Origin of the sequence: Prevotella sp. S7 MS 2, assembly GCF_000762865.1 — a bacterium.
In the GTDB taxonomy this organism is placed as follows: Bacteria; Bacteroidota; Bacteroidia; order Bacteroidales; family Bacteroidaceae; genus Prevotella.
Genome location: NZ_JRPT01000062.1, coordinates 1 through 14,757, shown reverse-complemented (window position 1 = coordinate 14,757; position 14,757 = coordinate 1). Strand labels below are relative to the sequence as shown.

Below are 14,757 nucleotides of genomic sequence, written 5' to 3'. Positions count from 1 at the left end.
GCAGGCGCGGATTGCGTTTCGCACTGCTGTTTTGCCCCGCCGGGGTAGAGCTTAGCCACCGCACCGTCCTCCCACCTCCATGAGAAGCGGCAGCTTGGCCACCATCAAAGCCTTGGTTCCATCCGGGAAAGGGCAAGAAGAGGCAGCCCTTCTCGGTGACGCCTTCCTTCTTGAGGATCTTGCCCTTATTGCCGCTCGGCTCTGCCGCTTGCCAAAGCAAGAGCTTTTTGTTGCTCAGGTACTTAAAAATTTTAAGTTATAATAGTGTTGCGGAATTAAGGTTAAAAAGCAAAGAAGATGGTAATTAGTAATGAGGTTATTTGCTTATTTAATTGTTTTCAATTATCTTTGAGCCACCATATATCAATAAGATGAGCAACGACAAGACCATACAAATGCAGGAGTTGATAGATAAACTCAACCAAGCATCGGAAGCATATTACAACGGACAAGGTGAACTCATGACCGATTACGAGTGGGACGCCATGTTCGACCAACTGAAAAAGATGGAGGAAGAGACGGGAGAAATACTTCCCGGCAGCCCGACAAATAAAGTTTCGGAAGACAATATCACCGGACAGAAAGAAGAACACGAGTTCTCTGCGCTGTCATTGGCAAAGACCAAACAGCCTCAAGACTTGGTAAAATGGGCAGAGATGCGCCCTATCTGGATTTCATGGAAGCTCGACGGCCTGACACTTGTGGTGACATACGATGACGGAAAACTCACAAAGGTGGTGACACGTGGCAATGGTCACATCGGTACCAACATCACTCATTTGGCCAATGCCATCAATGGGATACCATCAAAGATTCAAGCAGGGGGACATATCGTAATTCGTGGAGAAGCTGTTATCTCGTATGAAGACTTCGAACAATTCAATATGGAGGCAGAAGAGGAATACGCCAACCCGCGCAATCTGGCTTCCGGCTCGCTCACACTTAAAGACCCGGAGGAGGTAAAACTACGCCATATACAGTGGAAACCGTTCACGCTAGTATATTGTGATAAAGACGTCACATCGTGGGGAGAACGTATGGCAATGCTCGACCGGTTGGGATTCAGCTCTGTAGAGCGCGAAGTCATCAACACACCGACACTGGAAAACGTAGAGAACGTTATCGAACAATGGACGGAAAAGGTGACTGACAAACAGTGCCCATATCCAGTTGATGGCCTCGTTATTACTTTCGATGATACAGAATATGCCTCAACCGGTTCGGTAACCGGCCATCATGCCACACGCGCCGGATATGCTTTCAAATGGCAGGACGAAGCTGCTACAACAGAATTAGACCACATCGAATGGTCGTGTGCGGCCAGTACAATCTCACCGGTAGCCGTGTTTAAACCAGTAGAGCTAGAGGGTACCACCGTGAAAAGAGCATCGCTATGCAATATCAGCGAGTGCGAGAGATTGGGAATCGGCGGTCCGGGGAGTGTACTTTCGGTCATCAAAGCCAATAAAATTATTCCGAAAGTCATTCAAGTGTCACAAGCTGTGGGAGCATTTGAGATTCCGTGCGACTGTCCGGTATGCCATTACGCCACTGAAGTGGTAACTAGTGAGAGCAGCGGGACAAAGACTTTACACTGCACCAATGCCCAATGTCCGGCGAAACAACTCAAAAAATTTGCTCGTTTAGTATCAAAAGAAGGGCTGAATATTGATGGTATCTCGGAACAAACTGTGGCAAAATTCATCAATCTAGGATGGGTTAAGGAGTATGCCGACCTCTATCATTTAGCTGAACATAGGCGGGAAATGTCGGTATTGGAAGGATTTGGCGTCAAATCGGTAGACAATATTCTGAAATCGATAGAGCGAACTCGTACCGTAGAAGCACGTCGTTTGCTCTACGCACTAACCATTCCGATGGTGGGACAAGATGTATGTAAACGCCTACTCAACGCATACGAGTTGGACGACCTTATCTCCACAGCCATAGAAACGGAGGCTACCGACCACTTCGCGAGTATTGATGGAATAGGTCCGGAAAAGTCGGCTTCGTTCGTAAATTGGATGAAGGAAGAAGAGAATCAGACAATTGTGAGGCATCTAATAGCCGAGCTCACCATCACACAAGAACGACAAGAGACCACTGGAGAAAAATGTAAGGACTTGACTTTCGTCGTTACGGGGGACTTACACCATTATAAAATTCGCAACGAACTGAAGGCTTACATCGAAAGTCAAGGCGGAAAGATGACGGGAAGCATTAGCAAATCGACCAACTACTTGATTAACAACGACGTTAATTCTACATCGGGCAAGAACCAAAAGGCCCAACAACTAGGTATTCCAATCCTATCGGAGGACGATTTTTTGGAAAAGTTTGGATAATAAAAATGCCCTCCCAGATTGGGGAGGGCATGGATATTGCTATCTTTTTCTAATTAGAATGTCCACTTAGCAGCGATGGTAGGGATGGCATAGAACTTATTGTTTTGCCCTTTCGTGTTCCAAACAAAGTTGTTAGAAACCTCTACCTCTGAACCCAAACTCAAGTTAACATCTTTCATTCCTTTCAATGTATTGAGATTGAACCAGAATTGTGGTTCTGTCAAGAAAATCAATTTACCCTTCACATTGGGGTCGTACCAAACATCACAGAAGCCACTGAAAGTGCAAAGACCTTGTGCAAAGGTGAGTCCCCAAACCTCTGTTAACTGAAAACCACTGAACGGACGTGCATTAAAATGACGATTCTTGAAATAATATTTGTACATGGCTTGGATAGAGAACGTCTTAGAGAAATCGGCACTATGCCAATTCCAAGCTCCACCAAACAACACTGCATGCTGGAAACGAACTGCATTCCAAGTGTCTTCGTTGCTAGACAAGCCACCATTATATTCTATATGTGCAGCCCACTGCTTATTTTTCGACACATTAAACTCGCGTGCAATCTCCCAATATGCACCTGCAACACCGTCTCGCTGATAGTCTATATCGGTGAATAAGAAAGTACTACCCCATCTATCGGGCTTAAACATTTCAACCGTTGTAGTCACACTTGGACGATTAGAAAGTTCCTTGTAGAGTGAATGACCTAAATCATAATGGAGCTGAACGTTCTGTGCAAATCCACCAAGAACACCGGCCATTGAAAAAATGGCCACAAGAAGATGCTTTTTCATAAGTTGTTTTATACGTTTGATTACTATTTTTTGCAAAATTATATAAAACATTTCACTCTTCTGATATAAAAGTATCAAAAAGATAAGAAAACCTTATGAATCTATCACTTCGACGAGCATAGCAAAGAAAAAACAAAGAAAAATCACTAACTTTGCAGCCATGAGAATAGACATTATCACCGTATTACCCGAAATGCTAGAAGGATTCGTCAATGAATCTATTCTTGCCAGAGCACAAAAGAATAACCTCGTAGAGATTCATTTGCACAATCTGCGCGACTATACGCTTGATAAATGGAGGCGTGTAGACGATTATCCATACGGTGGTTTTGCCGGTATGGTAATGCAATGTGAACCCATAGACCGTTGCATCTCAGCGCTAAAAGCCGAGCGAGATTACGATGAAGTAATCTTCACCAGCCCCGATGGTGAGCAATTCAACCAACATGTGGCTAACGACCTCAGTATGAAAGGCAACCTGATTATCCTCTGTGGTCATTACAAAGGTATTGACCAACGTGTCCGTGACCATTTGATTACGCGCGAAATCAGTATTGGAGACTATGTATTGACGGGTGGTGAGCTAGCAGCTGCGGTGATAACGGATGCTATTGTACGCCTTCTGCCGGGCGCAATCAGCGACGACCAAAGTGCATTGAACGATTGTTTCCAAGACGATTTGCTTGCTGCGCCCATCTATACAAGGCCTGCCAACTACAAAGGATGGAAGGTTCCGGAGATTCTACTCAGTGGAAATGAAGCTAAAATTAAGCAATGGGAACTAGATATGTCGCTGGAACGAACCAAACAGCTACGCCCTGATTTACTGAAAAAGAAATAGTTTTGTCAAGCATAAGTTTGACAAAACTGCTCCCCAAGCGTAAATCCTTCCTCGTAAAGTCGCTCCAGTTTATTGATATCTTTTTCAATTCGCCCCACTTCCAAAGGCCGTTCGGGACGGATACAAAGCAATTGTCCGGATGCTTCCAAGGCATCCACCATATCCAATTGTTGATTATATAGGATATGCCTACGGCTCAATACCACGCGTAAACGTGGATAGTTCTTGTATATAAACTTCGGTACTTTGCGGTCTTTTCCATCATCTCGCCATCCTTTATTACGCGTAAGGATGGCTACATTGGTATGATGTCCGGTTTCCATAGCACGCATCACGGGGATAGAATCGACAATTCCACCATCAAGCATAGGGATTCCGTCAACCGAAACTATCCTACTCACATAAGGCAAACTGCTTGAAGCACGCACTATATCAAGTAATCTTTGTCGGTCATGCGTTTCACTCAAATACATGGGAAGGCCAGTATGACAGTTGGTCGTGACCATTTCGAATATATTGGAGGAGTGAAAGAAAGTGTCGAAATCAAAAGGTAGCAGTTGCTTAGGAAATCTATCATAGAGCAGATCCCTATCAAAGATGCAGCCTTGTGTTACTAAATGTCGAATACCAATGTAATCATAACGAGCCAAATAATCGATATTCGAGATTCTGGCACGACGCGGTTGACGACTCATATACGACATCCCATTGCACGCACCGGCCGATACTGCCACCACATAATGAAAATATAAGCCGTGTTTCATGAACGCATCGAGCACTCCGCTCGTAAATACGCCACGCATACCACCACCTTCCAGTACTAGTCCTGTATTTCGATTAATTAACATACTAGCTGTTTCAATTTCTTACTTATTCCTTTATTTTCATTGCAAAGATAACGTTATTGTAGTAAAAAATGCGTAACTTTGCAAGCAAATCTACAAAATTCGAGATACATGTTCAATAAAGATACATATATACGACGCCGTGATGAGCTTAAGAAACTGGTGAAATCGGGCATTATTATTCTATTTGGCAATAACGAATCTCCTTGCAATTTCCCTAACAATGGGTATCATCCATTCCGCCAAGACTCTTCTTTCCTGTATTATTTCGGACAGAATAGAGACGGTTTAGTGGGTGTTATTGATGTTGACAACGATACTGAAACCTTGGTAGGTAATGATATTGACATCGAAGATATTGTATGGTTTGGAAGCGTAGACAGTGTTTCAGATATGGCAGCACAAGTAGGTATCAGCCAGACTGCACCTATGAAAAGTCTCAAGACTATCTGTAATGAGGCCATGCGTCAGCATCGTACCATCCATTTCTTGCCTCCCTATCGCTACGACATCAAACTTCAGATATTTGATTTGTTAGGTATTCATCCTGTACAACAGAAAGAATCGGCATCCATGACTTTGATTCAAGCAGTCGTAAAGATGCGTTCTACCAAGGAAGAACAGGAGATAGAAGAACTGGAACGTGCCGCTGTCATCGGGTATAAGATGCACACCACGGCTATGAGACTCACAAAACCGGGTGTCACAGAGAAGTTTGTAGGCGGTCAAGTAGACGGTATTGCCAACTCGCATGGTGCCATGGTGAGCTTTCCCACGATATTTACGCAGCACGGAGAAATCATGCATGGCAGCCCATCTATGGCTATTTTGGAGTCAGGACGACTTGCATTATGCGACGCCGGAGCCGAAACTATCAACAACTATTGCTCCGATAACACCCGAACAATGCCGGTTAACGGCAAGTTTACGCAGAAACAATTAGAGATTTATTCTATTGTGGAGGCTTGTCATGACTACGCTTTAGAAGTAGCTAAGCCCGGTGTGAAGTATGCAGATGTTCATTTTGCAGTATGTAGACTCATGACCGAGCGCCTCAAAGAGCTTGGTTTGATGAAAGGAGACGTTGATGAAGCGGTGGCAGCAGGTGCACATGCCATGTTCTTACCCCACGGTTTAGGTCACATGATGGGCATGGACGTTCATGATATGGAAGCTCTTGACCAAATAAACGTAGGTTTTGACGAAGAGGCACGCCCTAATTTAGAGCAATTCGGAACCAATTGTCTACGCATGGGACGCCGTCTACAAGAAGGATTTGTGGTGACCGATGAGCCGGGAATCTACTTTATTCCTGCACTTATTGATAGTTGGAAGGCCAGTGGACATTGCAAAGAATTCCTCAACTTCGACAAGTTGGAAAGCTATAAAGATTTCGGTGGTATCCGTATTGAGGACGATGTACTCATCACGAAAGACGGTTGTCGCTTCTTAGGAAAAGATCGTATCCCCTATCACCCAAAGGATATAGAGGCTTTTATGGCAGAGAATTAAACATAAAAACAATATAGAGTACAATTTATAAGATTGATTTTATCAACAATAAAGACACTTTAATTTCGATGAAAAAAGTATTAATAATGGCACTGTTAGCCTTGGTAGGCACAACAGCAAATGCCGAAGACAGCAAAACAAGCAAAGAGAACAAGAACAAACCAGTCTTCACTGTAGTTAAAGAAAATAAGATTACCAGCATTAAGAACCAAAGCCGAAGCGGCACATGTTGGGATTATTCAACCTTAAGCTTCTTTGAAAGCGAGATATTAAAGAAGAGTGGAAAGACCTACGACCTCTGTGAAATGTTCGTAGCTAATAAGACTTACATGGATAGAGCGACTATGGCTGTGAGAATGCACGGCGATGTATCGTTCTCACAAGGTGGTAGTGCATTCGATCCTTTGTACTGTATACAGCACTACGGCATCGTTCCTGAGAATGCAATGCCTCTCCCCGGCACTCTATATGGTGACTCTTTAGCTAATTTCTCTGAGCTTTTCTCGGTGATGACTCCCTATGTTGAGAGTGTAGCAAAGAATAAGAACAATAAATTATCGACTGCTTGGAAGAGTGGATTGCAAGGTATTTTGGACGCATATCTAGGCAAATGCCCCGAAAAATTCATGTATGAAGGCAAGAGTTATACTCCCCAATCTTTCGCAGCAAGCCTCGGATTGAACTGGGACGACTACGTAACTTTCACCAGTTATACCCATCATCCCATGTGGACACAGTTCGCAGTAGAGGTTCAAGACAACTGGCGCTGGCCATTAAGTTGGAACGTTCCTATTGATGATCTTTGTAGAATCATCGACAATGCCATCAACAATGGCTACACAGTAGCTTGGGGTGGCGATGTATCAGAGGATGGTTTCACACGCAGCGGACTTGGTTTGGCTTACAATATGGAGCGTGTTCGCGACATGAGTGGCACCGATGCAGACCGCTGGTTGAAGTTTACTAAGTCAAAGAAGCGTGATGTTGTAGACTCATTAGGTATCTCAGCACCCGAAGTAGTACCCACTCAAAAGATGCGTCAAGAGGCATTTGACAATTGGGAAACGACCGATGACCACGGCATGCACATCTTCGGTATCGCCAAAGACCAAAACGGTAAGGAGTATTACATGGTTAAAAACTCTTGGGGAGAGACTGGAGATTACAAGGGAATCTGGTATATGTCTAAGGCATTCGTAGCTTATAAGACAATGGATTTCATGGTAAATAAGAATGCAGTACCCCAAGATATTCGTAAGAAACTGAAACTCTAAAAAAATATTTTAGACTATAAAACATAAAAAGGAAGACCAAATGGTCTTCCTTTTTTATTTCCCACACCTTGCTATATAAGCAAAAGCAACAACTTAACTAACGATATTGCTTAAAACGTTTGGTAACTTTATCTCGCTACAATGCATTGATTCAATGAGTGTCTCACCCTTTGAAGTAAGGGCAAAGTGCATTTGTCGCTTATCCGCTTTGTCTAGTTTCCGCTTGATTAATGCTTTCTTCTCAACCGATGTTATCACTTTTGAGGTATTGGAAGGAGTCAAACCAAGCTGTTCGGCAATCTCTCCCGACGTCATACCACTACAATCCCGCAATGTACAAAGCAACATCGCTTCATTGATATTTACATTGTAAGCCTCCTGAAACTCGTTTTCCAGTGCCATAATTGCACGATAAACATTGCGAATACGGCAAATTTTCTGTTTGTCCATAAGTTCTTTTAGATAAACAAGTTCACATTTGCATGTTCGGCACGCTCCATATAAGTAGCCACACCACCTATGTTTACTTCATCAAGGAGTTCTTCTTTCTTAATGCCCATCATATCCATAGACATCTGACAAGCAATAAACTCCACTCCATTATCCAACGCTTGCTGTCTCATTTCTTCGAGAGAATAGATGTTCTTCTGCTTCATGATGTGTCTCATCATGCGGTCACCGATACCCAACAGACTCATTTTAGACAGACTCAAACTGCGAGAACTAGATGGCAACATCCATGAGAACATACGACCAAAAATATCTTTTTTGACAGCAGGTTTATGCTCTTTCTTGAGCAGATTCAGCCCCCAGAATGTGAAGAAGATACTTACTTGATGCCCAGTGGCAGCAGCACCGTTAGCCAAAACAAATGTAGCCAAAGCCTTATCTAGATCGTCGCTAAACATAATAAGCGTCTTATTCTTCTCTATAACAGGCGCATCTGCTGTAGGAGCCGATACTCTTCCCTTACGAATTGTAACGGTATGGAAGCCATCTTTGCTATCACTTTGTTCCAATGAATTGCCTGTTGTGGCACACCAAGCTTCAGCATCAGCCGGGAAACCGGCATCGGTGGCTTTCACCTGTAGGCTCTGTCCTTCTTCCAAATTATCCATTGCCTTCTTTAATTTGAGTATCGGACCGGGACATTGCAATCCACATGCGTCCACACGTAATATATCTGCGACTGTATCCACAGTCTCTTTTGAAGTAGTAACCATCTTCTTTTTATTTTTGATTTCTTGCGTTGCCAAACTATAAGTCTTATATCCACCCGACAGATTTCGTACATCCGTGAATCCACGACCCAATAATATGCGCTGAGCTAGGTAACCACGCAAGCCTACAGCACAGAAAACAACAACCGGTTTATTGGTGGGTATCTCGCTAATACGTTCACGAAGGTCGTCTACAGGGATGTTGATAGCTCTTTCTATACTTCCTATTTCGTGCTCGACAGCTGTTCGTACATCAACAAGGGTTATATAATCACGGTCTAGCGCATTCAGTTCACGCCATGTCAGCACCTTCATCGCCCCACTCACAATATTATTTGCTGCATAACCAGCAATGGCAATAGGGTCTTTAGCCGATGAGAAAGGAGGAGCATATGCATGTTCCAAACGGGTAAGATCGGCCACCGTGCCCCCATTCTTAATGATAATCGACAACTGGTCGATACGTTTATCCACTCCCTCACTGCCTACACACTGTGCCCCATAGAGCTTCCCGGTCTCAGGGTCAAAAGTTAATTTGGTAGTCAACTGGAACGAATTAGGATAATAACCCGCATGAACTGCAGAAATAGTTGTACTACTCTGATACGGTATACCCAACTGTTTCAGTCTTTTGGCAGCCAATCCCGTAGAACCAACTGCCAAATCAAATACCTTAGCAATGGATGTTCCTATGGCTCCCTCGTACGATTGCACATTACCCATGACCATGTTATCAGCCACTATCCTGCCCTGTCGATTGGCCGGATTAGCCAAAAAGTTAAGCCAAGGTTGCCCGGTCAACGGATGAACAAACTCAATCGCATCACCCACAGCATACACATCCTTAGCCGAAGTCTCTAGATATTCGTCCACTTTAATACCACGTTCACCCAATTCAATACCTGCTTGCTGAGCCAATTGTGTATTAGCACGCACCCCAATAGACAGTAAAACGATGTCCGCATAGATACTCTCACCGGTATTAAAGAACACTTTCAGGCCGTCACCTTCCTTCTCAAAGTGCTCCACACCTTTGTTCAAATAGAGATTCACACCCTTGTTCATCAATTCACGATGCACATGCGAAGCTATAGAGAAGTCAACAGGAGCCATTACCTGATTCCCCATCTCTACGATAGAGACCTCAGCACCGACATGATGCAAGTTTTCTGCCATCTCCAAACCGATAAATCCGCCACCTACAACCACTGCTTGTTTAACACAATGTGAGTCGATATATTGCTTAATACGGTCGGTATCCTCCACATTACGCAAAGTAAAAATACCATCTAAATTAATACCTTGCAATGGCGGGCGCACAGGTGAAGAACCCGGAGAAAGCAATAACTTATCGTACGACTCTGTATATTCGCTTCCATCTTTACGGCGTATAGTCACCGTCTTACCCTCTGTATCAATACCAACAGCTTCATTTTCCACACGAACATCAATGGCAAAACGACGCCCAAAAGACTCAGGCGTTCGTACAAACAACTTCTCACGCTCGGCTATCGTACCACCTATATAATATGGTAATCCACAATTTGCGTACGAAATATGTGGGCCTTTTTCTATCAAAACGATCTCTGCAAGCTCGTCTGCTCGCCTGATACGCGCTGCAGCAGTCGCTCCTCCAGCAACACCACCAATGATTAAATGTTTCATATCTTATTCTTTTGCTTATAAATTATTTTCCTTTGGAAATTTTTGCAAAGATAAATTATATTATCCAACAAAACAAATTTCCTATGGAAAATATTTATATTAACTATATAAAAAACTTTTCCCAAATATCAATAAGCATTCTTTTCAGACATACACTTTACTTCTATATGAGTCTACATAATACTTTTATCTGTAAATATGAGGCATAATAATACCATGACTCAATAATTCATAAACTCCAAATACCACAAGTTTATACATCAACTCATAAACTAACAAACTCAAAAACATAAAATCCCAACTTTCTGCACAACCTCGGCAAAACTACTGCCTAGGCTCTTCAACATCGCTGTTCGGCCTCTTCAAAAATGCTGCAAAGCCCTTGCAGGAATTGAAGAGTTAGCTATAAAAAATGAAAAGTAATGAGTTATAGAGTTTCAAAAAACCATTCATAATCTCGCATTCTTTTGTATGTATTTCGTAATTATTTAGTATCTTTGAACACGGTTTTCCCTTTTGTGAAAATAAAACCGTTCTTCCGTGATTCTCACGGCACCTTAAACGAAGAAAATAAAAACGATATAAATGCATTTCAAATGGAATTACGAATCACCTACACCAGACGAAATACAAGCAGCTAAAGACTTAGGGGGAAAGCTCAATATGAGCCCTATCCTAGCTCAACTGCTGATTAAGCGTGGCATAACGACGGAATCTGCAGCAAAAAGGTTCTTCCGTCCGCAACTAGCCGACTTAATCAATCCCTTCATCATGAAAGATATGGACGTGGCCGTCGACCGTCTTAATGATGCGATGGGGCATAAAGAGCGTATCTTGGTATACGGTGATTACGACGTTGACGGCTGTACAGCCGTAGCATTGGTGTACAAGTTTCTACAGCAATTCTATTCTAACATCGACTATTACATTCCCGATCGCTATGACGAAGGGTATGGATTGAGTAAAAAGGGAATAGACTACGCCAAGGAAACAGGTGTAAAACTCATTATCATACTTGATTGCGGTATCAAGGCAATTGAGGAGATTGCCTATGCCAAAAGCCTAGGTATCGACTTCATTATTTGCGACCACCACGTCCCAGATGAAACTATGCCCGACGCAGTGGCCATTCTCAATCCGAAAAGACCAGACGATAGCTATCCCTTTAAAGAACTTTGCGGATGCTGTGTAGGCTTCAAGTTTATGCAGGGATGGGCAAAAAACAATGGCCTGCCATTCTCCATGCTCATTCCCCTACTCGATTTCTGTGCTGTTTCGATAGCTGCCGACATCGTTCCCGTAGTCGAAGAAAACCGTATTCTGGCTTATCATGGACTCAAACAACTCAACCAAAATCCAAGTATCGGGTTAAAAGCCATTATAGATATATGCGGACTGAGCGGTCGAGATATCTCCATGAGCGACATCATTTTCAAAATCGGCCCACGTATCAATGCCTCTGGGCGTATGGAAAGTGGTAAAGAGAGTGTAGATTTATTGGTTGAGAAGAACTACAGCGTAGCCTTGGAAAAGTCGAAACATATAGACGAATACAACGAGCAACGCAAGGATATTGACAAGCAAATGACCGAAGAAGCCAACCAAATCGTGTCAAAGTTGGAAAGTCAGAAGCATCATTCATCCATCGTTCTCTATGATGAAAATTGGAAAAAAGGCGTCATCGGCATCGTTGCATCCCGACTAACAGAAATCTATTATCGCCCTACGGTGGTGCTCACACGCGATGGTGACTTAGCCACAGGGTCGGCACGAAGCGTTGCGGGATTTGATGTCTATGCAGCTATCAAGCATTGCCGAGATCTCTTGACCAACTTCGGAGGACATACATATGCGGCTGGATTGACCATGAGATGGGATGATATTCCAGAATTCCGTCGCCGTTTCCAAGAGTTTGTAGAAGAACATATCGAACCGGAACAGACCGAGGCTATACTCGATATTGATGCCAAAATAGACTTCAAAGACATCACTCGTCATCTGCATACCGACCTCAAGAAATTCTCTCCGTTCGGTCCCGGCAATCAGAAACCATTGTTCTGTACCTGTGGTGTGTACGACTACGGTACGAGTAAAGTTGTCGGTCGCGAACAGGAACATATCAAGTTGGAATTGGTAGACTCACAATCCAGCAACGTAGTCAACGGTATAGCATTCGGACAGAGTGCATCTTCACGCTACATCAAGAGCAAACGGAGCTTTGACATAGCCTATACTATTGAGGATAATGTATTTAAACGCAATCAGGTTCAGCTTCAAATAGAAGACATCAGACCTGACTATAAGGAAACAATCTAACTATATTCGTCACTTGCCAACAGACAAATATACTGATATTTTACGTCAATACTGGGGGTATCCTGACTTTCGCGGCATTCAACGACAAATCATTGAAAGCATCGGTGAAGGACAGGATACACTTGGTTTGATGCCTACTGGTGGCGGAAAATCGCTTACATTCCAAGTTCCGGCTATAGCTATGGAGGGTGTATGCATCGTTATCACTCCCCTTATAGCTCTCATGAAAGATCAAGTGGAGCATTTGCTAGAACGCAATATCCGAGCTGCCGCCATCTATTCGGGAATGACCCGCCATGAAATTATCAAGACTTTAGAGAATGCTATCTTCGGGGGAATCAAGATACTGTACGTCTCTCCCGAACGAATAGGCTCAGAACTCTTCCAAGCAAAGCTCAAACGAATCAACGTAAGTTTCATTACTGTAGACGAAGCTCATTGTATCAGCCAATGGGGATACGACTTCCGACCGGCATATCTGCGGATTTCGGATATACGGAAGCTGAAACCTCAAGTCCCCATCTTGGCACTCACAGCCACGGCTACACCCAATGTGGTAGACGATATTCAACAACAATTAGAATTTAAAAGGCCGAATGTATTCCGCATGAGCTTTGAACGGAAGAACTTGGTTTACGTTGTTCGAACAGCATCCGACAAATATGCGGAACTCATACACATCTTAAAATCGGTTCAGGGAAGCGCCATCGTGTATGTAAGAAGCCGCAAACGCTGCAAAGAAACTGCCGAATTGCTTGACGCGAATGGACTAAGTGCCACATTCTACCACGCAGGATTAGAAGCTTATACCAAAGACATTCGGCAGACAGCATGGCAAAACAACGAATACAGAGTGATGGTGGCGACCAACGCTTTCGGTATGGGAATAGACAAACCCGATGTGCGCGTGGTGATACATATAGATTGTCCGGACTCAATAGAAGCCTACTTTCAAGAAGCCGGACGTGCAGGTAGAGATGGACAAAGAGCCTATGCCGTATTGCTTTACAACGATAGTGACACGAGAAAACTGAGCAAACGCATCAACGATAACTTTCCCGAGAAAGACTATGTACGCAAGGTCTACGAGCATCTTGCCTACTATTTCCAACTGGCAGTGGGCAGTGGAGCCGGCCATACTTTTACATTTGAGATAGATAAATTCTGCCGTACGTTCAAACATTTCCCTGTTCCGACAGACGCCGCCTTGCATATATTACAACGAGCAGGCTATTTGGAATACGAAATGGAACCTGATGCGAGAGCCAGAGTCATGTTTTTATTGGAGAGAAACTCGCTTTATCGACTGGAACAAACGACAGAGGATGAAGAGAATGTCATTACCGCACTGCTAAGAAATTACGGTGGTTTGTTCTCCGACTATATGTATATAGACGAAGGTTTGCTTGCCCAACAAGCCGGACTCACACAAGAACAAATATATTTAATACTCAAAAATCTTAGCCACCGACACATTCTACACTTCATCCCTAGGCGCAAGACTCCTTTCATCGTGTACACACGAGACAGGGAAGATGGTGAAAGAGTTGTACTAAGTAAGGAAATTTACGAGGATAGGAAAGAGCAATTCAGTAAACGGATAGATGCCGTCATTGCGTATGCAAAGAACGATGAAGTTTGCAGAAGCAGACAGTTGCTGGCTTATTTCGGTGAGAAGCGATCTACAGACTGTGAACATTGTGACGTATGTCTGGCTCACGACCCCAAAAATAATACCGAACAAAGTATCCAACTGGCTCGAAACGGTATATTGGAATTACTTAGTGATGGAGAAAAACATCATATTACCGAACTCAAAAAACTCATTATCCCAGAGCAACAACTGGACAATGCATTGGAAGATTTGCTGGCCGAAGAAGATATTAGAATGGATGGAAATTTCTTAATCAAAGCAAAATAGACCATTTATACAAAATAAAAA

General features: G+C 43.3%; 10 protein-coding genes. 6 read left to right on the top strand and 4 right to left on the bottom strand.

Annotated features, from left to right (window positions below; genetic code table 11):
- The first annotated feature begins 371 nt into the window (after positions 1 to 371).
- On the top strand, positions 372 to 2,345 hold the full coding sequence (gene ligA, locus HMPREF0671_RS09670; RefSeq protein ID WP_036899993.1) for an NAD-dependent DNA ligase LigA: 1,974 nt from the start codon (positions 372 to 374) through the stop codon (positions 2,343 to 2,345).
- A 53-nt stretch (positions 2,346 to 2,398) separates the two neighbouring features.
- Here ligA and HMPREF0671_RS09665 read toward each other — a convergent pair whose 3' ends face one another.
- Positions 2,399 to 3,142, bottom strand: a complete 744-nt coding sequence (locus tag HMPREF0671_RS09665; protein ID WP_036899990.1) for a DUF5020 family protein — start codon at positions 3,140 to 3,142, stop codon at positions 2,399 to 2,401.
- A 160-nt stretch (positions 3,143 to 3,302) separates the two neighbouring features.
- Between HMPREF0671_RS09665 and trmD the strand changes: the two genes are divergently transcribed.
- On the top strand, positions 3,303 to 3,983 hold the full coding sequence (trmD, locus tag HMPREF0671_RS09660; protein ID WP_036899988.1) for a tRNA (guanosine(37)-N1)-methyltransferase TrmD: 681 nt from the start codon (positions 3,303 to 3,305) through the stop codon (positions 3,981 to 3,983).
- Between the two features lie 5 nt (positions 3,984 to 3,988).
- On the opposite strand, the gene HMPREF0671_RS09655 is transcribed toward trmD, so the two are convergent.
- Entirely contained in the window at positions 3,989 to 4,831 is an 843-nt protein-coding gene (locus HMPREF0671_RS09655; RefSeq protein WP_036899986.1) for a patatin family protein, read from the bottom strand.
- A gap of 108 nt (positions 4,832 to 4,939) precedes the next feature.
- On the opposite strand from HMPREF0671_RS09655, the gene HMPREF0671_RS09650 reads away from it, so the two are divergent.
- Positions 4,940 to 6,340 carry an aminopeptidase P family protein gene (locus HMPREF0671_RS09650; RefSeq protein WP_036899984.1) on the top strand — a complete coding sequence of 467 codons (1,401 nt, stop codon included), beginning with the start codon at positions 4,940 to 4,942 and terminating at the stop codon, positions 6,338 to 6,340.
- A gap of 68 nt (positions 6,341 to 6,408) precedes the next feature.
- Positions 6,409 to 7,614, top strand: a complete 1,206-nt coding sequence (locus HMPREF0671_RS09645; RefSeq protein WP_036899983.1) for an aminopeptidase C — start codon at positions 6,409 to 6,411, stop codon at positions 7,612 to 7,614.
- 93 nt (positions 7,615 to 7,707) lie between these two features.
- Here the strand turns inward: HMPREF0671_RS09645 and HMPREF0671_RS09640 are convergent, their stop codons facing one another.
- A complete protein-coding gene (locus HMPREF0671_RS09640) occupies positions 7,708 to 8,064 on the bottom strand; it encodes a MarR family winged helix-turn-helix transcriptional regulator (protein WP_036899982.1) in 357 nt (118 codons plus the stop codon).
- Between the two features lie 8 nt (positions 8,065 to 8,072).
- Entirely contained in the window at positions 8,073 to 10,499 is a 2,427-nt protein-coding gene (locus HMPREF0671_RS09635; protein ID WP_036899981.1) for an FAD-dependent oxidoreductase, read from the bottom strand.
- Positions 10,500 to 11,084: 585 nt separating this feature from the next.
- Between HMPREF0671_RS09635 and recJ the strand changes: the two genes are divergently transcribed.
- Together recJ and HMPREF0671_RS09625 are read left to right on the top strand one after the other, a co-directional pair.
- A complete protein-coding gene (gene recJ / locus HMPREF0671_RS09630) occupies positions 11,085 to 12,815 on the top strand; it encodes a single-stranded-DNA-specific exonuclease RecJ (protein ID WP_036899980.1) in 1,731 nt (576 codons plus the stop codon).
- A gap of 13 nt (positions 12,816 to 12,828) precedes the next feature.
- Positions 12,829 to 14,736 carry an ATP-dependent DNA helicase RecQ gene (locus HMPREF0671_RS09625; RefSeq protein ID WP_036899979.1) on the top strand — a complete coding sequence of 636 codons (1,908 nt, stop codon included), beginning with the start codon at positions 12,829 to 12,831 and terminating at the stop codon, positions 14,734 to 14,736.
- Positions 14,737 to 14,757 lie beyond the last annotated feature (21 nt).